27 protein-coding genes are annotated in these 18,549 nt (G+C 66.7%); 25 read left to right on the top strand and 2 right to left on the bottom strand.

Annotation, left to right across the window (positions count from 1 at the left end):
• The first annotated feature begins 4 nt into the window (after positions 1-4).
• From rplC to ACYQ8K_RS08615, 12 genes are read left to right on the top strand one after another with little or no spacing between them, the layout of a single operon-like run.
• Entirely contained in the window at positions 5-658 is a 654-nt protein-coding gene (gene rplC, locus ACYQ8K_RS08670) for a 50S ribosomal protein L3 (RefSeq protein WP_459968054.1), read from the top strand.
• On the top strand, positions 658-1,338 hold the full coding sequence (gene rplD, locus ACYQ8K_RS08665; protein WP_459968053.1) for a 50S ribosomal protein L4: 681 nt from the start codon (positions 658-660) through the stop codon (positions 1,336-1,338). The genes rplC and rplD overlap by 1 nt, the downstream gene beginning before the upstream one ends.
• Positions 1,339-1,641, top strand: coding sequence for a 50S ribosomal protein L23 (gene rplW, locus ACYQ8K_RS08660; protein ID WP_067350595.1), 303 nt, complete (start codon positions 1,339-1,341; stop codon positions 1,639-1,641).
• Positions 1,642-1,668: 27 nt separating this feature from the next.
• Positions 1,669-2,511: a 50S ribosomal protein L2 gene (gene rplB / locus ACYQ8K_RS08655; protein ID WP_459968052.1), complete on the top strand. Its 843-nt coding sequence runs from the start codon at positions 1,669-1,671 to the stop codon at positions 2,509-2,511.
• Positions 2,512-2,528: 17 nt separating this feature from the next.
• Positions 2,529-2,810, top strand: a complete 282-nt coding sequence (gene rpsS, locus ACYQ8K_RS08650) for a 30S ribosomal protein S19 (RefSeq protein ID WP_007773585.1) — start codon at positions 2,529-2,531, stop codon at positions 2,808-2,810.
• Positions 2,807-3,361, top strand: a complete 555-nt coding sequence (gene rplV, locus ACYQ8K_RS08645) for a 50S ribosomal protein L22 (RefSeq protein ID WP_459968051.1) — start codon at positions 2,807-2,809, stop codon at positions 3,359-3,361. The genes rpsS and rplV overlap by 4 nt, the downstream gene beginning before the upstream one ends.
• Complete coding sequence (rpsC, locus tag ACYQ8K_RS08640; RefSeq protein WP_459968050.1) at positions 3,361-4,200, top strand: 30S ribosomal protein S3; 840 nt, start codon at positions 3,361-3,363, stop codon at positions 4,198-4,200. The genes rplV and rpsC overlap by 1 nt, the downstream gene beginning before the upstream one ends.
• Before the next feature lie 3 nt (positions 4,201-4,203).
• Complete coding sequence (gene rplP, locus ACYQ8K_RS08635) at positions 4,204-4,620, top strand: 50S ribosomal protein L16 (RefSeq protein WP_007773582.1); 417 nt, start codon at positions 4,204-4,206, stop codon at positions 4,618-4,620.
• Positions 4,620-4,853, top strand: coding sequence for a 50S ribosomal protein L29 (rpmC, locus tag ACYQ8K_RS08630; RefSeq protein WP_007773580.1), 234 nt, complete (start codon positions 4,620-4,622; stop codon positions 4,851-4,853). Before rplP ends, rpmC begins: the two co-directional genes overlap by 1 nt.
• Complete coding sequence (gene rpsQ, locus ACYQ8K_RS08625; protein ID WP_459968049.1) at positions 4,853-5,200, top strand: 30S ribosomal protein S17; 348 nt, start codon at positions 4,853-4,855, stop codon at positions 5,198-5,200. Before rpmC ends, rpsQ begins: the two co-directional genes overlap by 1 nt.
• A 52-nt stretch (positions 5,201-5,252) precedes the next feature.
• The gene (locus ACYQ8K_RS08620; protein WP_459968048.1) at positions 5,253-7,622 is read left to right on the top strand and encodes an arylsulfatase; all 2,370 of its coding nucleotides are present in this window, start codon (positions 5,253-5,255) and stop codon (positions 7,620-7,622) included.
• Positions 7,622-8,560, top strand: a complete 939-nt coding sequence (locus ACYQ8K_RS08615; RefSeq protein ID WP_459968047.1) for a DUF4436 domain-containing protein — start codon at positions 7,622-7,624, stop codon at positions 8,558-8,560. Before ACYQ8K_RS08620 ends, ACYQ8K_RS08615 begins: the two co-directional genes overlap by 1 nt.
• A gap of 6 nt (positions 8,561-8,566) precedes the next feature.
• Here ACYQ8K_RS08615 and pstS read toward each other — a convergent pair whose 3' ends face one another.
• On the bottom strand, positions 8,567-9,688 hold the full coding sequence (pstS, locus tag ACYQ8K_RS08610; protein ID WP_459968046.1) for a phosphate ABC transporter substrate-binding protein PstS: 1,122 nt from the start codon (positions 9,686-9,688) through the stop codon (positions 8,567-8,569).
• 265 nt (positions 9,689-9,953) lie between these two features.
• Between pstS and ACYQ8K_RS08605 the strand changes: the two genes are divergently transcribed.
• From ACYQ8K_RS08605 to rplO, 13 genes are all read left to right on the top strand, one after another.
• On the top strand, positions 9,954-10,898 hold the full coding sequence (locus ACYQ8K_RS08605; RefSeq protein WP_459968045.1) for a DUF4436 domain-containing protein: 945 nt from the start codon (positions 9,954-9,956) through the stop codon (positions 10,896-10,898).
• Between the two features lie 21 nt (positions 10,899-10,919).
• Positions 10,920-11,810, top strand: coding sequence for a formylglycine-generating enzyme family protein (locus tag ACYQ8K_RS08600; RefSeq protein WP_459968044.1), 891 nt, complete (start codon positions 10,920-10,922; stop codon positions 11,808-11,810).
• Positions 11,811-12,061: 251 nt separating this feature from the next.
• A complete protein-coding gene (locus tag ACYQ8K_RS08595; RefSeq protein ID WP_459968043.1) occupies positions 12,062-12,997 on the top strand; it encodes a DUF4436 domain-containing protein in 936 nt (311 codons plus the stop codon).
• A 384-nt stretch (positions 12,998-13,381) separates the two neighbouring features.
• Positions 13,382-13,750, top strand: coding sequence for a 50S ribosomal protein L14 (rplN, locus tag ACYQ8K_RS08590; protein WP_003403649.1), 369 nt, complete (start codon positions 13,382-13,384; stop codon positions 13,748-13,750).
• Positions 13,751-14,068 carry a 50S ribosomal protein L24 gene (gene rplX, locus ACYQ8K_RS08585; protein WP_076106799.1) on the top strand — a complete coding sequence of 106 codons (318 nt, stop codon included), beginning with the start codon at positions 13,751-13,753 and terminating at the stop codon, positions 14,066-14,068.
• Positions 14,068-14,631 carry a 50S ribosomal protein L5 gene (gene rplE / locus ACYQ8K_RS08580; RefSeq protein ID WP_007773560.1) on the top strand — a complete coding sequence of 188 codons (564 nt, stop codon included), beginning with the start codon at positions 14,068-14,070 and terminating at the stop codon, positions 14,629-14,631. The genes rplX and rplE overlap by 1 nt, the downstream gene beginning before the upstream one ends.
• Positions 14,632-14,635: 4 nt before the next feature.
• Complete coding sequence (locus ACYQ8K_RS08575) at positions 14,636-14,821, top strand: type Z 30S ribosomal protein S14 (protein ID WP_003873499.1); 186 nt, start codon at positions 14,636-14,638, stop codon at positions 14,819-14,821.
• A 19-nt stretch (positions 14,822-14,840) separates the two neighbouring features.
• Positions 14,841-15,239 carry a 30S ribosomal protein S8 gene (gene rpsH / locus ACYQ8K_RS08570; RefSeq protein ID WP_007773558.1) on the top strand — a complete coding sequence of 133 codons (399 nt, stop codon included), beginning with the start codon at positions 14,841-14,843 and terminating at the stop codon, positions 15,237-15,239.
• 23 nt (positions 15,240-15,262) lie between these two features.
• Positions 15,263-15,802: a 50S ribosomal protein L6 gene (gene rplF, locus ACYQ8K_RS08565; protein ID WP_066999330.1), complete on the top strand. Its 540-nt coding sequence runs from the start codon at positions 15,263-15,265 to the stop codon at positions 15,800-15,802.
• Positions 15,803-15,843: 41 nt separating this feature from the next.
• On the top strand, positions 15,844-16,212 hold the full coding sequence (rplR, locus tag ACYQ8K_RS08560) for a 50S ribosomal protein L18 (RefSeq protein WP_459968169.1): 369 nt from the start codon (positions 15,844-15,846) through the stop codon (positions 16,210-16,212).
• Between the two features lie 37 nt (positions 16,213-16,249).
• Positions 16,250-16,933, top strand: coding sequence for a 30S ribosomal protein S5 (gene rpsE, locus ACYQ8K_RS08555; RefSeq protein WP_066999338.1), 684 nt, complete (start codon positions 16,250-16,252; stop codon positions 16,931-16,933).
• Positions 16,930-17,148 carry a 50S ribosomal protein L30 gene (rpmD, locus tag ACYQ8K_RS08550; protein ID WP_065029918.1) on the top strand — a complete coding sequence of 73 codons (219 nt, stop codon included), beginning with the start codon at positions 16,930-16,932 and terminating at the stop codon, positions 17,146-17,148. The genes rpsE and rpmD overlap by 4 nt, the downstream gene beginning before the upstream one ends.
• Positions 17,145-17,588, top strand: coding sequence for a 50S ribosomal protein L15 (rplO, locus tag ACYQ8K_RS08545; protein WP_064950241.1), 444 nt, complete (start codon positions 17,145-17,147; stop codon positions 17,586-17,588). Before rpmD ends, rplO begins: the two co-directional genes overlap by 4 nt.
• Here rplO and ACYQ8K_RS08540 read toward each other — a convergent pair whose 3' ends face one another.
• The gene (locus ACYQ8K_RS08540; protein ID WP_459968042.1) at positions 17,589-18,515 is read right to left on the bottom strand and encodes an LLM class flavin-dependent oxidoreductase; all 927 of its coding nucleotides are present in this window, start codon (positions 18,513-18,515) and stop codon (positions 17,589-17,591) included.
• Between the last annotated feature and the right edge of the window lie 34 nt (positions 18,516-18,549).

Below are 18,549 nucleotides of genomic sequence, written 5' to 3'. Positions count from 1 at the left end.
ACTCATGGCAAGAAAAGGCATTCTGGGTACCAAGCTGGGCATGACGCAGGTGTTCGACGAGAACAACAGGGTTGTGCCGGTGACGGTCGTCAAGGCCGGCCCGAACGTGGTGACCCGGATCCGTACCCCCGAGCAGGACGGCTACAGCGCCGTGCAGCTGGCCTACGGCGAGATCAGTCCCCGCAAGGTCAACAAGCCGGTGACCGGTCAGTACGCCGCCGCGGGCGTGAACCCGCGCCGGTTCCTCGCCGAGCTGCGGCTGGACAACCCCGAGGCGGCCGCCGAGTACGAGGTCGGCCAGGAGCTGACGGCGGAGATCTTCGCCGACGGCGCCTACGTCGACGTGACGGGCACCTCCAAGGGCAAGGGCTTCGCCGGCACCATGAAGCGCCACGGCTTCCGTGGTCAGGGCGCCAGCCACGGTGCCCAAGCGGTGCACCGCCGCCCGGGTTCGATCGGTGGCTGCGCCACCCCGGCCCGGGTGTTCAAGGGCACCCGGATGTCGGGCCGGATGGGTAGCGATCGCGTGACCGTCCAGAACCTGTTGGTGCACAAGGTCGATACCGAGAACGGCGTGCTGCTGATCAAGGGCGCGGTCCCCGGCCGCACCGGTGGACTCGTCGTGGTCCGCAGCGCGGTCAAACGAGGTGAGAAGTGATGGCAGAAGGCTCCAAGACGCTCAAGATTGACGTCAAGACGCCGGGCGGCAAGGTCGAGGGCTCGATCGAGCTGCCGGCCGAATTGTTCGACGCCCCGGCCAATATCGCGCTGATGCACCAGGTCGTCACCGCGCAGCGGGCGGCGGCGCGTCAGGGTACGCACTCGACCAAGACGCGTGGCGACGTCAGCGGCGGTGGCCGTAAGCCGTACCGGCAGAAGGGAACCGGCCGGGCCCGACAGGGTTCGACACGTGCCCCGCAGTTCACCGGCGGTGGCGTCGTGCACGGCCCCAAGCCCCGCGACTACAGCCAGCGCACCCCCAAGAAGATGATCGCCGCGGCGTTGCGCGGCGCACTGTCCGACCGGGCACGCAACGGCCGCATCCACGCGATCACCGAGCTGGTGTCGGGTCAGACGCCGTCCACCAAGAACGCCAAGGCTTTCCTGGGCACGCTGACCGACCGCAAGCAGCTGTTGGTCGTGATCGGCCGCAGCGACGAGGCCGGCGCCAAGAGCGTGCGCAACCTGCCCGGTGTGCACATCCTGACCCCCGACCAGCTCAACACCTATGACGTGCTGCGCTCCGACGACGTGGTGTTCAGCGTTGAGGCGCTCAACGCCTACATCGCCGGGGCCACCGGCGGTGCCGCCGACAAAGATGTGGAGGTTTCGGCGTAGATGGCGACCATCACTGACCCCCGCGACATCATTCTCGGCCCGGTCATCTCGGAAAAGTCCTATTCGCTGCTCGACGACAACGTGTACACGTTTGTGGTGCACCCCGATTCGAACAAGACGCAGATCAAGATCGCTGTCGAGAAGATCTTCTCCGTCAAGGTCGCATCGGTGAACACCGCGAACCGGCAAGGTAAGCGCAAGCGCACCAGGACCGGATTCGGCAAGCGCAAGAGCACCAAGCGGGCCATCGTCACGCTGGCGCCGGGTAGCAAGCCGATCGATCTGTTCGGGGCACCGGCGTAGCCGCCGCGAGAGGAAACCTGATTAGACATGGCAATTCGTAAGTACAAGCCGACGAGCCCCGGCCGTCGCGGCTCAAGCGTGTCCGATTTCTCCGAGGTCACTCGTTCCAACCCGGAGAAGTCGCTGGTGCGTCCGCTGCACGGCCACGGTGGGCGAAACGCGCACGGCCGCATCACCACCCGCCACAAGGGTGGTGGCCACAAGCGCGCCTACCGGGTGATCGACTTCCGTCGCAACGACAAGGACGGCGTCAACGCCAAGGTCGCCCACATCGAGTACGACCCCAACCGCACCGCGAACATCGCGCTGCTGCACTTCCTGGACGGCGAGAAGCGCTACATCATTGCGCCGCAGGGACTCTCGCAGGGCGACGTGGTGGAGTGCGGCCCGAACGCGGACATCAAGCCCGGCAACAACCTGCCGCTGCGCAACATCCCGGCCGGTACCGTGATCCACGCCGTGGAGCTGCGTCCTGGCGGTGGCGCCAAGCTGGCGCGGTCGGCCGGGTCCAGCATCCAGCTGCTCGGTAAGGAGGGCACCTACGCGTCGCTGCGTATGCCCAGCGGTGAGATCCGCCGCGTCGACGTGCGCTGCCGCGCCACCGTCGGCGAGGTCGGCAACGCCGAGCAGGCGAACATCAACTGGGGTAAGGCCGGCCGGATGCGGTGGAAGGGCAAGCGCCCCTCGGTCCGTGGTGTGGTCATGAACCCGGTGGACCACCCGCACGGTGGTGGTGAGGGTAAGACCTCCGGTGGTCGTCACCCGGTGAGCCCGTGGGGCAAGCCCGAGGGCCGCACCCGCCACCCGAACAAGGCCAGTAACAAGCTCATTGTCCGACGCCGGCGCACCGGCAAGAAGCACGGTCGCTAGGAAGTCAGGAGTAGCACATGCCACGCAGCCTGAAGAAGGGCCCGTTCGTCGATGGCCACCTGCTCAAGAAGGTGGACACGCAGAACGAGAAGAACACCAAACAGGTGATCAAGACATGGTCGCGGCGTTCGACGATCATTCCTGACTTCATCGGCCACACCTTCGCCGTCCACGACGGACGCAAGCATGTCCCGGTGTTCGTCACCGAGGCGATGGTCGGCCACAAGCTCGGTGAATTCGCGCCCACCCGCACGTTCAAGGGACACATCAAGGACGACCGGAAGGCCAAACGGCGATGACCACAACGGAATTCCCCTCGGCGGTGGCCAAAGCACGTTTCGTGCGGGTGTCGCCGAGGAAGGCGCGCCGGGTGATCGACCTGGTGCGCGGCCGCTCGGTGGCCGACGCGCTGGACATTTTGCGCTGGGCGCCGCAGGCCGCCAGTGAGCCGGTAGCCAAGGTGATCGCCAGCGCAGCGGCCAACGCGCAGAACAACAACGGGCTGGACCCCGCGACCCTGGTGGTTGCCACCGTCTACGCCGACGAGGGCCCCACCGCCAAGCGCATCCGTCCGCGCGCCCAGGGCCGCGCGTTCCGGATCCGCAAGCGCACCAGCCACATCACGGTCGTGGTGGAAAGCCGGCCGGGCAAGGACCAGGGATCGGCGAAGTCGACCCGGGCCCGCCGCGCCGAGGCCAGCAAGGCCGCCGCGAAGGCACCCGCCAAGAAAGCGCCGGCCAACAAGGCACCCGCCAAGAAGGCCGCGACCAAGGCGCCCGCGAAGAAGGCCGCCGCTAAAGCCGAAGCCAAGACGTCTGAGACCTCTGACGCGAAGGGAGGCTCAGACTAGTGGGCCAGAAGATCAATCCGCACGGCTTCCGGCTGGGTATCACCACCGATTGGAAGTCACGCTGGTACGCCGACAAGCAGTACGCGGACTACGTCAAGGAAGACGTCGCGATCCGGCGGCTGCTGTCGACCGGCCTGGAGCGCGCCGGCATCGCCGACGTGGAGATCGAGCGCACCCGCGACCGGGTCCGGGTGGACATTCACACCGCGCGTCCCGGCATCGTGATCGGCCGCCGCGGCACCGAGGCCGACCGGATCCGTGCCGACCTGGAGAAGCTGACCGGCAAGCAGGTTCAGCTCAACATCCTCGAGGTGCGAAACCCGGAGTCGCAGGCGCAATTGGTGGCCCAGGGCGTCGCCGAGCAGCTGAGCAACCGTGTGGCGTTCCGCCGCGCGATGCGTAAGGCGATCCAGTCGGCGATGCGTCAGCCCAACGTCAAGGGCATCCGGGTGCAGTGCTCCGGCCGCCTCGGCGGCGCCGAGATGAGCCGCTCGGAGTTCTACCGCGAGGGCCGGGTGCCGCTGCACACGCTGCGCGCCGACATCGACTACGGCCTGTACGAGGCCAAGACCACCTTCGGCCGCATCGGCGTGAAGGTGTGGATCTACAAGGGCGACGTCGTCGGTGGCAAGCGCGAACTGGCCGCCGCCGCTCCGGCGGGCGCCGACCGTCCGCGCCGGGAGCGCCCGTCGGGCACCCGCCCGCGCCGCAGCGGCGCGTCGGGCACCACGGCCACCAGCACCGAGGCCGGCCGCGCGGCCGCGAGCGCCGAAGAGGGCTCCGCCGCCGCCGCGACGCAGTCCGCACCTGCTGCAGAACCACAAAGCACGGAGAGCTGAATCATGTTGATTCCCCGCAGGGTTAAACACCGTAAGCAGCACCACCCCCGCCAGCGCGGCATCGCCAGTGGCGGCACGGCGGTGAACTTCGGTGACTACGGCATCCAGGCTCTGGAGCACGCCTACGTCACCAACCGGCAGATCGAGTCCGCTCGTATCGCCATCAACCGGCACATCAAGCGTGGCGGCAAGGTGTGGATCAACGTCTTCCCCGACCGCCCGCTGACCAAGAAGCCCGCCGAGACCCGGATGGGTTCGGGTAAGGGTTCGCCCGAGTGGTGGGTCGTCAACGTCAAGCCGGGCCGGGTGCTGTTCGAACTCAGCTACCCCAACGAGCAGACCGCCCGGGCGGCGCTGACCCGCGCAATCCACAAGCTGCCGATCAAGGCACGCATCGTGACTCGAGAGGATCAGTTCTGATGGCCGTGGGAATTTCGCCTGGCGAACTGCGTGAGCTCACCGAAGAGGAGCTGGCCGAGCGGTTGCGCGAATCCAAGGAAGAGCTGTTCAATCTGCGTTTCCAGATGGCGACCGGACAGCTCACCAACAACCGCCGGCTCCGCACGGTGCGTCAGGAGATCGCGCGCGTTTACACCGTGCTGCGCGAACGAGAACTGGGCTTGGCTTCCGGGCCCGACGGTAAGGAATCGTGATGGCAGAAGCCAAGAAGGCCGCCCCTAAGAAGGCCGCCAAGACCGAGGCCGCGTCGAAAGACAAGGGCCCCAAGCACACTCCCGCCAATCCGAAGGTGCGGGGCCGCCGCAAGGTGCGCATCGGCTACGTGGTGAGCGACAAGATGCAGAAGACCATCGTGGTCGAGCTCGAAGACCGCGTGCGGCACCCGCTGTACGGCAAGATCATCCGGACCACCACGAAGGTCAAGGCCCATGACGAGAACAGCACCGCCGGGATCGGCGACCGCGTCTCGCTGATGGAGACCCGCCCGACGTCGGCGACCAAGCGTTGGCGACTTGTCGAAATTCTGGAAAAGGCGAAGTAAGCCCTTTCAGTACCACCACCTAAACACCCGGCCCCGGGTGTAGTCTGCGACGATGGTGGCTGGGTCGGGGCAGTTCGGGGAATTCAAGGGGAAGATCGAGCTCGACATCCGGGATTCCGAACCGGATTGGGGGCCCTACGCCGCGCCGACCACGCCCGAGAACGCACCCAACGTGCTGTACCTGGTGTGGGACGACACGGGCATCGCGACGTGGGACTGCTTCGGCGGCCTGGTCGAGATGCCCGCCATGTCGCGCATCGCCGAGCGCGGCATCCGTCTCTCGCAATTCCACACCACCGCGCTGTGCTCGCCCACCCGGGCGTCGTTGCTCACCGGTCGCAACGCCACGACGGTCGGCATGGCAACCATCGAGGAGTTCACCGAGGGCTTCCCCAACGCCAACGGCCGCATCCCTTTCGAAACCGGCCTGCTCTCCGAGGCTCTCGCCGAACGGGGATACAACACCTACTGCGTGGGAAAGTGGCACCTGACGCCCCTCGAGGAATCGAACCTCGCCTCGACGAAGCGGCACTGGCCGACCTCGCGTGGCTTCGAACGGTTCTATGGATTCCTGGGCGGGGAGACCGACCAGTGGTATCCGGACCTGGTGTACGACAACCACCCGGTCCCTCCGCCGGGCACCCCGGAGGATGGCTACCACCTCTCGAAGGACCTCGCCGATAAGACCATCGAATTCATTCGGGACGCCAAAGTGATTGCGCCCGAAAAGCCTTGGTTCTCCTACGTGTGCCCCGGCGCCGGGCACGCGCCACATCACGTCTTCAAGGAGTGGGCGGACAAATACGCCGGCAAGTTCGACATGGGCTACGAACGCTACCGCGAGGTGGTGCTCGAGCGGCAGAAGTCGCTGGGGATCGTGCCGCCCGACACCGAATTATCGCCGGTCAACCCGTATCTCGATGTGACGGGGCCGAGTGGCGAACCGTGGCCGCTGCAGGACACGGTGCGGCCCTGGGAATCGCTGAACGACGAAGAGAAGCGGCTGTTCTCCCGGATGGCCGAGGTGTTCGCCGGGTTCCTGAGCTACACCGACGCCCAGATCGGCCGGATCCTGGACTATCTCGAGGATTCGGGTCAGTTGGACAACACCATCATCGTGGTCATCTCGGACAACGGCGCCAGCGGTGAGGGCGGCCCGAACGGGTCGGTCAACGAGGGTAAGTTCTTCAACGGCTACATCGACACCGTCGAGGAAAGCATGAAGCTCTTCGAACACCTCGGCGGCCCGCAGACCTACAACCATTACCCGATCGGGTGGGCGATGGCGTTCAACACGCCCTACAAGCTGTACAAGCGCTACGCCTCGCATGAGGGCGGCATCGCCGACACGGCAATCATCTCGTGGCCCAACGGAATTGCCGCACACGGGGAGGTCCGCGACAACTACGTCAACGTCTGCGACATCACCCCGACCGTCTACGATCTGCTGGGCATGACGCCGCCGGAAACGGTCAAGGGCATCGAACAGAAGCCGCTCGACGGAGTGAGTTTCAAAGCGGCCCTTGAGGATCCGGGTGCCGACACCGGCAAGAGCACCCAGTTCTACACGATGCTGGGTACCCGCGGGATCTGGCATCGGGGCTGGTTCGCCAATAGCGTGCACGCGGCGACGCCGGCCGGCTGGTCGCACTTCGACGCCGATCGCTGGGAACTGTTTCACATCGAGGCCGACCGCAGCCAATGCCACGACCTGGCGGCCGAAAACCCGGACAAACTCGAAGAACTCAAGGCGCTGTGGTTCTCCGAGGCGGCGAAATACAACGGGCTGCCGCTGTCGGATCTGAACATCCTGGAGACGCTGGGGCGGTCGCGGCCGTACCTGGTCAGCGACCGGAACAGCTACATCTACTACCCCGACTGCGCCGATGTCAGCATCGGCGCCGCCGCCGAACTGCGCGGCCGGTCGTTCTCGGTGCTGGCGGAGGTGACCGTGGACACCACCGGCGCCGAGGGGGTCCTGTTCAAGCAGGGCGGCGCGCACGGTGGGCATGTGCTGTTCATCCAGGACGGACGCCTGCACTACGTCTACAACTTCCTCGGCGAGCGCCAGCAGGAGGTGTCCTCGTCCGGCGCCGTGCCCCTGGGCAGGCACCTGTTCGGCGCCAGCTATTCACGCACCGGAACGGTCGAGAACAGTCACACGCCGCTGGGCGACGTCACGCTGTTCATCGACGGCAAGGTCGTCGGCACGCTGGCCGGGGTGATTACCCACCCCGGCACCTTCGGGCTGGCCGGTGCGGGTATCACGGTCGGGCGCAACGGCGGATCGGGGGTGTCCAGCCGCTATAAGGCGCCGTTCACGTTCACCGGCGGCACCATCACCCAGGTCACCGTCGACGTCTCCGGCCGGCCCTACGTGGATGTGGAAACCGAAATCGCGCTTGCCTTTTCGCGAGACTGATGCCTACCCCAACGACCGCCGGGCCTCCCGCGCAGCCAGCACCGGACGGCGCACGAGGGCGGCAAATCGCGATTGCGATCGGGATCGTCGCCTCCGTCATCGTCATCTATGTGCTGTCGCTGATCGCGGTGCACCTGCTGGCAAAGTCGGCGCCCCCACTGCCCGCGGTGGACCTGAGCAAGGTCGAGGCCGAGGACAGCGTCGTACAGGTGCGGCTGGAGAAACTGGACACCGTCGCGAACCGGTTGACGGTCAATGTGCTCGTCTACCCCAAAGATACGTTGTACGACAAGAACTTCGGCGTGCTGACGACCGACGCGGCGGTGCGACTGTATCCCGACAACGACCTGGGTGATCTGCAGTACCCGGTCGGCAAGGCGCCCGCACAGGTGACCACGACCATCGAGGCGCACGGCGATCCGGCGAACTGGCCGTTCGACTCGTACCGAACCGGGGTCATCTCGGCCGACGTGTTCACCGGCTCCGGGGTCAACAAGGAGAAGACGGCCGCCCGCGTGGAGGCCACCGGCGGGCTGGACGGGTGGGATGCCACCGTCACCCGTGTCCACGACACCGAAGACAACAACCCAGACGTCAAGGACGACTTGGTGATTACGTTGCACCGGGCTAAGGGGCAGCTGATCTTCGACGTCGGCATCTGCCTGGTCTTGATCTCGCTTCCCGTCCTGGCGCTCTGGGTCGCGATTCCCGTGGCGCTGGGCAGGACGTCGTTCCTGCCGCCGCTCACCACCTGGTACGGCGCAATGCTTTTCGCCATCGTCCCGCTGCGCAACATCCTGCCGGGCAGCCCACCCTACGGCTCGTGGGTCGACCAGGCCATCGTGCTGTGGGTGTTGATCGGCCTGGTCGCCGCGCTGACGCTGTTCCTGGTCGGCTGGTGGCGACAGCGCGATCGAAAAACGGCTACCAAAACCTGAATTCGCTCATTCGGGTTTCGGCGCGTCCACCGAGCTGATCGCGTCGACCGCGCCGGAGACCCGGCCCTGGAAGTCGGCCGACAACGGGATGTAGCCGCTCCTGGCCAGTTCGATCTGGCCCGGGCCGATGGCCGCCTGCAGAAAAGCCTTGACCGCCTTGGCCACATCGTAGGTCGGGTACTTCGAGCAGACGATCTCGTAGGTGGCCAGCACGATCGGGTAGACATCCGGCTGGGCGGGGTTGTAGAACGCCGACAGGTCGAGCACCAGATCGTTTCCCGCGCCGGTAATCTTGGCGCCCTTGATGGTCTTGCCGACCGTGTCGGTGCCGATCCGTACGGGGCGCAACGACCTGCGGCTGGCCGGTGTCTTGATCTCGGCGGCGAACAGGCCCTGCTGGAGCGCGAACGACAGTTCGTTGTAGCCGATCGCCCCCTCGGTGCCCTTCACGGCGGCCGCGATGCCGGTGTTGCCGACGGCGCCGGTACCCACTCCGCCGTTGAACGTCTTGCCCGCACCCTTGCCCCAGGCCCCACCCGACGCGGATTGCAGGTAGGCCTGGAAGTTGTCGGTGGTGCCCGAGCCGTCACTGCGGTAGATGACGTGGATGTCCTCGGCCGGCATCGAGGCGTTGAGCGACGTCAGGGCCGGGTCGTCCCACCGCGTGATGGCGCCGTTGAAAATCTTGGCCAGCGTGGGCGCGTCGAGCACCAGGGAGTCGACGGCGGCGAGATTATAGGTGATCGCCAGCGGGCCGAACACCACCGGCAGGTTCCAGGCGTCGGCGCCGCCGCATCGCCGCTTGGCGGCGGCGTATTGGTCTCCCGACAGCGGTGTGTCCGACCCGGCGAAATCGGTTTTACCGGCGAGGAAGTCGTTGATGCCGTTGCCGGATCCGTTGGCGGTGTAGTTGAGGGTCTGCGACGAGCAGGCCTGGCGATAGGCGTCGATGAACTTGGTCATCGCGTTGGCCTGCGCGGTCGAGCCGCTGGCGGCCAGGGTCTGCTTGCCACCGCAGTCGACCTTGGCCCCGGCCGTGTACGGCAGGCTGGCGGGGGAGTTGCTGCAGGCGGAGACCAAAACCGCGCCGGCCGCGAGGGCGCCGACAACCGAACGATTGCGCTTCACCCCTCGGCATTTAACCGCCACGGATTAACAGGCAAACAAAATCCGGATGAACTGCAGCGCCGGCCGGCGATCCGCCGCAGGTTTGCGCACCCGGTGGACGATCGCCGTTGAGCGAACTCATCTGTTTCGCTGAACCGGCCGGCACAAAGCGCGCGGCTGCTGAGAATTACCTCAGCATGACGATTTTTCAAACTCGCCTCGCCGCAAAGAAGAGTTCGCTAGCATCCGTCTGCGAGTGCTCCAACCCCCACGGAGGTGTTCACCGATGTCCCATTTCGCGCCACCCTCGCCACCGCCTCCGGCGCCGTCGGAGCAACCACCCGCAGCATCCGCGCCGGTGGCCGCGCCCCGCCGGGGCAACCGGCGCAGGGTCATCGCCGTGGCCGCCGTCGCGGGTTTTGTCGTCGTCTACGTCCTGTCGTTGTTCGGGGTGCATCTGCTGGCCCAGACCGCGGGGCCGCTCAAGCCGCCGGACCTCAACGCGACCAACGACACCGTCGTGCTGGTGCGCCTGGAGAAGCTGGACACGGTGGCCAACCGCCTCACGGTCAAGGTGCTGGTGATCCCCGAGGAGTCGATGTTCGACAAACGCCTCGAAGTGCTCAAGACCGACACCGCGGTGCGCATGGATCCCCCGAACGACCTGGGCGACCTGCAATACCCGGCCGGAAAGTCGCCGGCGCAGGTCGCGACGACCATTGAGGCGCACGGCAACCCGAACAACTGGCCGTTCGACTCCTACAACACCGACACCCTGTCGGCCGAGGTGCTCGTCGGCCAGGGCGATGCCCGGCGCTACATCCCCGCGCGGGTGGAGGTCACCGGAGGGCTGGACGGCTGGGACGTCAGTGTCCAGCGCGTCGGCGAAGCCAGCCAGGACTCGGACCGTGCCGACAACGTCATCATCTCGTTGCACCGGGCCAAGGGGCCGCTGATTTTCGACCTGGGCATCTGCCTGGTGCTGTTCGCGCTGCCCGCCTTGGCTTTTGCCGTGGTGATTCAAATCGCCTTGGGGCGAAGGAAATTCGTTCCACCGTTCGTGACGTGGTTCGCCGCCCTGCTGTTCGCCGTCATCCCCATTCGTAACTTCCTGCCGGGCGCGCCACCGCCGGGAGCGTGGATCGATCAGGTCCTGGTGCTGTGGGTGTTGATCGGGCTCGTCGCGGCGATGGCTCTGTACATGCTCACCTGGTACCGGCAATCGGATTAGCGGTCGTCCTACCCTGGAGGGGTGCTGAGCGAACTGGTCGACCTCCCGGGCGGGTCTTTCCGCATGGGGTCGACCAGCTTCTACCCCGAAGAGGCGCCGATCCACACCGTGACGGTGGGGCCGATCGCGGTGGAACGCCACCCGGTGACCAACGCGCAGTTCGCCGAGTTCGTCGATGCCACCGGCTACGTCACCGTGGCCGAGCAGCCGATCGACCCGGCGCTCTACCCGGGGGCGAACCCAGACGATTTGTGCCCGGGCGCAATGGTTTTCCGGCCGACACCCGGGCCGGTCGACCTGAGCGACTGGCGGCAGTGGTGGCATTGGGTGCCGGGGGCGAGCTGGCGCCGTCCGTTCGGACCCGACAGCGATGTCGCGGACCGCGGCGATCACCCGGTGGTGCAGGTGGCGTATCCGGACGCGGCGGCCTATGCGCGCTGGGCCCGGCGACGGCTGCCGACCGAGGCCGAGTGGGAGTACGCGGCCCGGGCCGGATCCACGACGACGTACTCGTGGGGTGACGAGCCCACCAGTGGTGGGCGGTTGATGGCCAACACCTGGCAGGGCAGCTTCCCGTACCGCAACGAGGGCGCGCTCGGCTGGGTGGGAACGTCGCCCGTTGGCACCTTCGCCCCCAACGCTTTTGGGCTCATCGACATGATCGGCAACGTGTGGGAGTGGACGGCCACCGAGTTCGCCGCGCACCACCGACTCGACCAGCCGCCCAAGTCCTGCTGCGCCCCGTCGGGCCCGGCCGATCCGTCCGTCAACCAGACGTTGAAGGGCGGCAGCCACCTGTGCGCGCCGGAGTATTGCCACCGCTACCGTCCGGCGGCCCGGTCACCGCAATCGCAGGACTCCGCGACGACGCACATCGGGTTTCGCTGCGTGGCGGACTCGTCGCCGTGCTAGCAAATCCGCAGCGCCGCACCGTCCGGCTGCGCCCGGCGGATCTCGGCCCGTAAAGTTAACGGTGCGTGTCCGGCGGGTGTCTGGCGCCTGTTATGTTTCTGGACAGGGGATTTCGCCGCGCATCCATTTCCGTCGTTCGCTAACATCTGACGCGTGTCACCCCGCTGCAGCCCGATGTCGCCGGCGGTGCCGGCCTGGCGCCAGCAAGCCCTGCGGTATGCGCGGACCCCGATTGCTCGCGGCGGCGACCGATGACCACGGAGGCTCCGACCCCCCTCGCGCCGGCTGCGTCGCCGCCCGCGAAGAAGAAGCGCGAGGCGCCGCGGATCGCGATCGGGGTGTGCATTCTCGCGGCGGTCATCATCGTCTACGTGCTGTCGCTTTTCGGCGTGCATTTTCTGCAGCGGTCCGAGGGGCCGTTGCCCCCACTGGACCTGAGCCAGGGCGGCGGCGACGCCACGATCGTGCAGCTGCGCCTCGAAGAGTTGAAGCCGGTCGCCAACCGGCTGTCCGTCGAGGTGCTGGCCTATCCCGGAGTTGCCCAGTACGACAACCGTTTTGACGTGCTGGCCAACGACGTCGCGGTACGTCTCTATCCCACAAGCGATCTGGGCGATCTACAATACCCGAAGGGCAAGGCGCCCGCCCAGCTCAGCACGACCATCGAGGCGCACGGCGACCCCGGCAACTGGCCGTTCGACTCCTACCAGACCGAGCCGATCGCGGCCGACGCGTTCGTCGGGACCGGTGACAACCGCAAGAAGGTGCCCGCCCGCGTGGAAGTGACCGGCGCGCTGGACGGCTGGGAGATCAGCGTCAACCGCGTGCACGACCCGAGCGCGTTGCCCACCTCCCGCGCGACCGACAACGGCAACGTGGTGATCACCCTGAAGCGGGCCAAGGGTCCGCTGATCTTCGACCTCGGGATCTGCCTGGTGCTGATCAGCCTGCCCACCCTGGCGCTGCTGGTCGCCATCCCGATGGCGCTGGGCAGAAGGAAGTTCCTGCCGCCGTTCGCCACCTGGTATGCCGCAAACCTGTTCGCGATCGTCCCGCTGCGCAACATCCTGCCCGGGGCGCCGCCGCCGGGTTCGTGGATCGACCAGGCGATCGTGCAGTGGGTGCTCATCGCGCTGGTGACGGCGATGAGCCTGTACATCCTGGCCTGGGTCCGGCAGGGCGACTGACCGTACACCGCGACGCGCAAGTCCCCGTTCATCGCGTAGTGCGTCTCCGAGAACATTGCGGAAGTCAAGTTCTCGGCGAGCCGGTCAGCGAACGTTTCCGCTGTTCACGACGGTTCCGTTGGCATAATCCAAGGCAATTCGACGCCTTCATCTGATGACGACGTAGCCGATCTCGAGGGCCTTGGCGCAGAATTTGGCTCTGAGCTGGTCGTCCCCTAGACTCTAGGGGTTGCCTTGGGCAGACCTCGGCCGGTGCGAATCGGCCCCGCGTGCCCTTCGGTGACAAAGACCGCGCACGTCAGGTTTTTGGTGGGTCATGCCCGCCGAATGCCCACCCCGGTGGGTTCTCCTGCCGTGCACACGCAACCCAGGTCAGGAGATCGAGTGATTCAGCAGGAATCGCGACTGAAGGTCGCCGACAACACCGGCGCCAAGGAGATCTTGTGCATCCGTGTGCTCGGCGGTTCGTCGCGACGCTACGCCGGCATCGGTGATGTCATCGTCGCCACCGTCAAGGACGCCATCCCCGGCGGCAACGTCAAGCGCGGGGACGTCGTCAAGGCCGTCGTGGTGCGCACGGTCAAGGAGCGCCGCCGTCCCGACGGCAGCTACATCAAGTTCGACGAGAACGCCGCGGTGATCATCAAGCCCGACAACGACCCGCGCGGGACGCGCATCTTCGGGCCGGTGGGCCGCGAACTGCGCGAGAAGCGGTTCATGAAGATCATCTCGCTGGCCCCGGAGGTTTTGTAAATGAAGGTCAAGAAGGACGACACCGTCCTGGTGATCGCCGGTAAGGACAAGGGCGCCAAAGGCAAGGTGCTCAAGGTCTACCCGGACCGCGACCGCGTGCTGGTCGAGGGCGTCAACGCGATCAAGAAGCACACCGCGGTTTCGACCAACCAGCGCGGCGCGCAGTCCGGCGGGATCGTCACCCAGGAAGCGCCGATCCACATCTCCAACGTGATGGTGGTCGACTCGGACGGTAAGCCCACCCGCGTCGGTTACCGGGTCGACGAGGAGACCGGCAAGCGGGTTCGTATCTCCAAGCGCAACGGCAAGGACATCTGATGAGTACTGCAGAAAAGGTTCAGCCGCGCCTGAAAGAGCGCTACCGCAGCGAGATTCGCGATTCGCTGCAGCAGCAGTTCGGCTACGCCAACGTCATGCAGATCCCGACGGTGACCAAGGTCGTCGTCAACATGGGTGTCGGCGACGCGGCGCGGGACGCGAAACTGATCAACGGTGCGGTCAGCGACCTGGCCCTGATCACCGGCCAGCGCCCCGAGATCCGTCGCGCGCGCAAGTCCATCGCGCAGTTCAAACTGCGTGAGGGCATGCCGATCGGTGCGCGGGTCACCCTGCGCGGCGACCGGATGTGGGAGTTCCTGGACCGGCTCACCTCGATCGCGCTGCCCCGTATCCGCGACTTCCGCGGGCTTTCGCCCAAGCAGTTCGACGGTGTCGGCAACTACACCTTCGGGCTCGCCGAGCAGTCGGTGTTCCACGAGATCGACGTGGACAAGATCGACCGGGTCCGCGGCATGGACATCAACGTCGTCACCTCGGCGACGAATGACGACGAAGGACGAGCGCTGTTGCGGGCCCTCGGCTTTCCCTTCAAGGAGAACTGAGTAGATGGCAAAGAAGGCACTGGTCAACAAGGCCGCACGCAAGCCGAAGTTCGCGGTGCGCGGCTACACCCGTTGCAACAAGTGCGGCCGCCCCCGCGCGGTCTTCCGCAAATTCGGCCTGTGCCGGATCTGCCTGCGCGAGATGGCGCACGCGGGCGAACTGCCCGGCGTGCAGAAGAGCAGCTGGTGACGGGACGTAGGACTGAACTATGACGATGACTGACCCGATCGCGGACTTCTTGACACGTCTGCGCAACGCCAATTCGGCGTATCACGACGAGGTGACGTTGCCGCACTCGAAGCTGAAGGCAAACATCGCCCAGATCCTCAAGAGCGAGGGCTACATCACCGACTACCGGACCGAGGATGCTCGGGTCGGCAAGTCGCTGATCGTTCAGCTCAAGTACGGGCCGAGCCGGGAGCGAAGCATCGCCGGCCTGCGCCGCGTGTCCAAGCCCGGTCTGCGGGTGTACGCGAAATCCACCAATCTGCCGCGCGTGCTCGGTGGCCTGGGTGTGGCGATCATCTCCACCTCCTCGGGCCTGCTGACCGACCGCCAGGCAGCCCGACAGGGCGTGGGCGGCGAAGTCCTCGCGTACGTCTGGTAAGGGCGGGGAGGTAACGAAAGACTATGTCTCGCATTGGTAAGCAGCCGGTTCCGGTCCCGTCCGGAGTCGATGTGACGATCGATGGTCAGAAGGTGTCGGTGAAGGGGCCCAAGGGCGTCCTGGACCTGACGGTGGCCGAGCCGATCACCGTGTCGCGCAACGACGATGGCGCGATCGTGGTCACCCGTCCGAACGACGAGCGACGCAACCGCTCGCTGCACGGACTGTCGCGCACCCTGGTATCCAACCTGGTCACCGGCGTGACGCAGGGGTACACCACCAAGATGGAGATCTTCGGCGTCGGTTACCGGGTGCAGCTCAAGGGCTCCAACCTCGAGTTCGCGCTGGGCTACAGCCACCCCGTGGTGATCGAGGCTCCGGACGGCATCACGTTCGCCGTCCAGTCGCCGACGAAGTTCTCCATCACCGGGATCGACAAGCAGAAGGTCGGCCAGATCTCGGCGAACATCCGCCGTCTGCGCCGCCCCGACCCGTACAAGGGCAAGGGCGTGCGCTACGAGGGTGAGCAGATCCGCCGCAAGGTCGGAAAGACAGGTAAGTAATCATGGCGCAAACAAAAGCTGGCACCGCCACGCGAAAGCCGGTGGGGCAGAGCGTTTCCGCGACTCGGCGCATCTCTCGGCTGCGCAGGCACGCCCGTCTGCGCAAAAAGATCGCCGGCACCGGCCAGCGTCCGCGGCTGGTGATCAACCGGTCCGCGCGGCACATTCACGTGCAGCTGGTCAACGACGAGAACGGGACCACGGTGGCCGCCGCCTCATCCATCGAGGACGACGTGCGCAGCCTGCAGGGCGACAAGAAGGCCCGCAGCGTGCGGGTGGGCCAGCTGATCGCCGAGCGCGCCAAGGCCGCCGGCATCGACAGCGTGGTCTTCGACCGGGGCGGATACACCTACGGCGGACGGATCGCGGCGCTGGCCGATGCCGCACGCGAGAACGGATTGCAATTCTGATGAACAAGAGCTTGAACACGACTGGAAGGACCGCATAATGGCGGAGCAGCCGGCCGGCGGACAAGGCGCCGGCGACAGCCGTGACTCGCGCGGTGACCGCGACAGCCGCGGTCGTCGTGGCGACGGCGGTCGTGGAGGCCGCGACCGCGACGGCGACAAGAGCAACTACCTGGAGCGGGTTGTCGCGATCAACCGTGTCTCCAAGGTGGTCAAGGGTGGTCGGCGATTCAGCTTCACCGCGTTGGTGATCGTCGGCGACGGCAACGGCATGGTCGGTGTCGGCTACGGCAAGGCCAAGGAAGTTCCCGCGGCCATCGCCAAGGGCGTCGAGGAGGCCCGCAAGGGCTTCTTCCGGGTGCCGCTGATCCGCGGGACCATCACCCACCCGGTGCAGGGTGAGGCGGCCGCCGGCGTGGTGCTGCTGCGCCCGGCCAGCCCCGGTACCGGTGTGATCGCCGGTGGCGCCGCCCGTGCCGTGTTGGAATGCGCCGGCGTGCACGACATCCTGGCCAAGTCGCTGGGTAGCGACAACGCGATCAACGTGGTGCATGCGACCGTCGCCGCGCTCAAGCTGCTGCAGCGCCCCGAGGAGGTGGCCGCTCGCCGCGGCCTGCCGATCGAGGACGTTGCCCCGGCCGGAATGCTCAAGGCGCGCCGCGAAAGTGACGCGATGGCCAGTGCGGCGGCACGAGAGGCCCAGACTTCGGGGGCGCAACCATGAGTAGTCAACTGAAGATCACCCAGGTGCGCAGCACCATCGGGGCCCGCTGGAAGCAGCGCGAGTCCCTGCGCACCCTGGGCCTGCGGCGGATCCGCCACTCGGTGATCCGCGAGGACAACGCGCAGACCCGCGGCCTGATCGCGGTGGTCAGCCACCTCGTCGAGGTGGAGCCGGCCGAGGCGACGGCCACGGGCACCGGAGGTAGCAAGAAATGACGATCAAGCTGCACGATCTCAAGCCGGCGCGCGGGTCGAAGACCGCCCGCACCCGGGTCGGTCGCGGTGAGGGCTCCAAGGGTAAGACCGCCGGTCGCGGTACCAAGGGCACCAAGGCACGCAAGAACGTGCCGGCGACCTTCGAGGGTGGCCAGATGCCGATCCACATGCGGCTGCCCAAGCTCAAGGGCTTCCGCAACCGGTTCCGCACCGAGTACGAGATCGTCAACGTCGGCGACCTCAATCGGCTTTTCCCGCAGGGCGGTTCGATCGGCGTGGACGAGCTGGTGGCCAAGGGCGCGGTTCGCCGCAACTCGCTGGTCAAGGTGCTCGGCGACGGCAAGCTGACTGTCAAGGTCGAGGTGACCGCGCACAAGTTCAGCGGCAGCGCACGCGAGAAGATCACCGCCGCAGGCGGTTCGGCCACCGAGCTGTCCTAGCTAGCTGAGCTGCGGAATCACTTCCGCGGCAAGGCGTTCCATCTGCTCGTGGTTCTCACCCGTGTCGGTGCCGACGGGATTCAGCAGCACCATCTGCGCCCCGGCGTCGATGACCTCACGCAACCCGCGCACCACGTCACCGGGTGTGCCGGACACCGGTACGTCCTGCACACCGGGCATGCGACCGTAGATGCGGTCCAGCCCGGCGAGCACGCGCTCCCGGGCCCTGGCCGCGTCGTCGTCGATCATCAGGTACACCCGTTTGCCGATGGTGAAGTCCGCGGGGTCCTTCCGTTGCTCGTCGAGTTCTTTGCGCACCACGGTGACGGCGCCGGCGAACGCCTCGGTGGTCGACGACCCGGCGCCCAGGAACGAGTCGCCGTGCCGCACCGCGCGGGCCAGCGCCTTGGGCGCCAGCCCCCCGAACCAGATCGGCGGATGCGGCCGCTGTACCGGCTTGGGCTGGATCGGCAGGTCGTCGACGTCGCGGAACTGACCGTGAAACGTCACCCGCGGCTCGTCGGACCAGGCCGCCTTCATCAGCTGCAGGCCCTCGGTGAAATACGAGATGAAGGTGTCCTTGTCCACGCCGAAGGCCGCGAATTGCCGCCTGCCGCCACCCGGCGCGACGCCGATGTCCAGCCGGCCGTGGCTGAGCCGGTCGACGGCGGTGGCGGCCGAGGCCAACTGCAGCGGGTCGTGCAACGACGTCACCAGCACCGCGACCCCAAGGCGCAGCCGCTCGGTGCAGGCCGCGCAGTAGGCCAGCAGCTCCAGCGGAGCCAGCAGCGGTGCGGGCCCGATGATCTGCTCGAGCAGCCAGCCGCCCTCGAAACCGAGCTCTTCGGCGCGCGAGAGAAATGCGCGCAAGCCGGCTGCGTCGAAGCCGTCGTAGTCGAATTGCGGGATCGCGATGGAGAACCTCACCCGACCACGGTACGGCCGCGCATCGGTAGTCTGC

The sequence above is a fragment of the Mycobacterium sp. MUNTM1 genome (genome assembly GCF_054660795.1).
The sequence above is the reverse complement of the archived record's forward strand: the minus strand, read 5'-3'. Positions and strand labels throughout refer to the sequence as shown.

What these genes read in the sequence shown, in the direction of transcription:
- rpsE (WP_066999338.1), top strand. Translation starts at nt 16,250, where the DNA reads ATGGCGGAGCAGCCGGCCGGCGGACAAGGCGCCGGCGACAGCCGTGAC.
- ACYQ8K_RS08615 (WP_459968047.1), top strand. Translation starts at nt 7,622, where the DNA reads ATGCCTACCCCAACGACCGCCGGGCCTCCCGCGCAGCCAGCACCGGAC.
- rplX (WP_076106799.1), top strand. Translation starts at nt 13,751, where the DNA reads ATGAAGGTCAAGAAGGACGACACCGTCCTGGTGATCGCCGGTAAGGAC.
- rplP (WP_007773582.1), top strand. Translation starts at nt 4,204, where the DNA reads ATGTTGATTCCCCGCAGGGTTAAACACCGTAAGCAGCACCACCCCCGC.
- rplD (WP_459968053.1), top strand. Translation starts at nt 658, where the DNA reads ATGGCAGAAGGCTCCAAGACGCTCAAGATTGACGTCAAGACGCCGGGC.
- rplB (WP_459968052.1), top strand. Translation starts at nt 1,669, where the DNA reads ATGGCAATTCGTAAGTACAAGCCGACGAGCCCCGGCCGTCGCGGCTCA.
- rplO (WP_064950241.1), top strand. Translation starts at nt 17,145, where the DNA reads ATGACGATCAAGCTGCACGATCTCAAGCCGGCGCGCGGGTCGAAGACC.
- rpsS (WP_007773585.1), top strand. Translation starts at nt 2,529, where the DNA reads ATGCCACGCAGCCTGAAGAAGGGCCCGTTCGTCGATGGCCACCTGCTC.
- rplF (WP_066999330.1), top strand. Translation starts at nt 15,263, where the DNA reads ATGTCTCGCATTGGTAAGCAGCCGGTTCCGGTCCCGTCCGGAGTCGAT.
- rpmC (WP_007773580.1), top strand. Translation starts at nt 4,620, where the DNA reads ATGGCCGTGGGAATTTCGCCTGGCGAACTGCGTGAGCTCACCGAAGAG.
- ACYQ8K_RS08575 (WP_003873499.1), top strand. Translation starts at nt 14,636, where the DNA reads ATGGCAAAGAAGGCACTGGTCAACAAGGCCGCACGCAAGCCGAAGTTC.
- rplW (WP_067350595.1), top strand. Translation starts at nt 1,339, where the DNA reads ATGGCGACCATCACTGACCCCCGCGACATCATTCTCGGCCCGGTCATC.
- rpsH (WP_007773558.1), top strand. Translation starts at nt 14,841, where the DNA reads ATGACGATGACTGACCCGATCGCGGACTTCTTGACACGTCTGCGCAAC.
- rplE (WP_007773560.1), top strand. Translation starts at nt 14,068, where the DNA reads ATGAGTACTGCAGAAAAGGTTCAGCCGCGCCTGAAAGAGCGCTACCGC.
- ACYQ8K_RS08620 (WP_459968048.1), top strand. Translation starts at nt 5,253, where the DNA reads ATGGTGGCTGGGTCGGGGCAGTTCGGGGAATTCAAGGGGAAGATCGAG.
- rpsQ (WP_459968049.1), top strand. Translation starts at nt 4,853, where the DNA reads ATGGCAGAAGCCAAGAAGGCCGCCCCTAAGAAGGCCGCCAAGACCGAG.
- rplC (WP_459968054.1), top strand. Translation starts at nt 5, where the DNA reads ATGGCAAGAAAAGGCATTCTGGGTACCAAGCTGGGCATGACGCAGGTG.
- ACYQ8K_RS08595 (WP_459968043.1), top strand. Translation starts at nt 12,062, where the DNA reads ATGACCACGGAGGCTCCGACCCCCCTCGCGCCGGCTGCGTCGCCGCCC.
- rplV (WP_459968051.1), top strand. Translation starts at nt 2,807, where the DNA reads ATGACCACAACGGAATTCCCCTCGGCGGTGGCCAAAGCACGTTTCGTG.
- rpmD (WP_065029918.1), top strand. Translation starts at nt 16,930, where the DNA reads ATGAGTAGTCAACTGAAGATCACCCAGGTGCGCAGCACCATCGGGGCC.
- ACYQ8K_RS08605 (WP_459968045.1), top strand. Translation starts at nt 9,954, where the DNA reads ATGTCCCATTTCGCGCCACCCTCGCCACCGCCTCCGGCGCCGTCGGAG.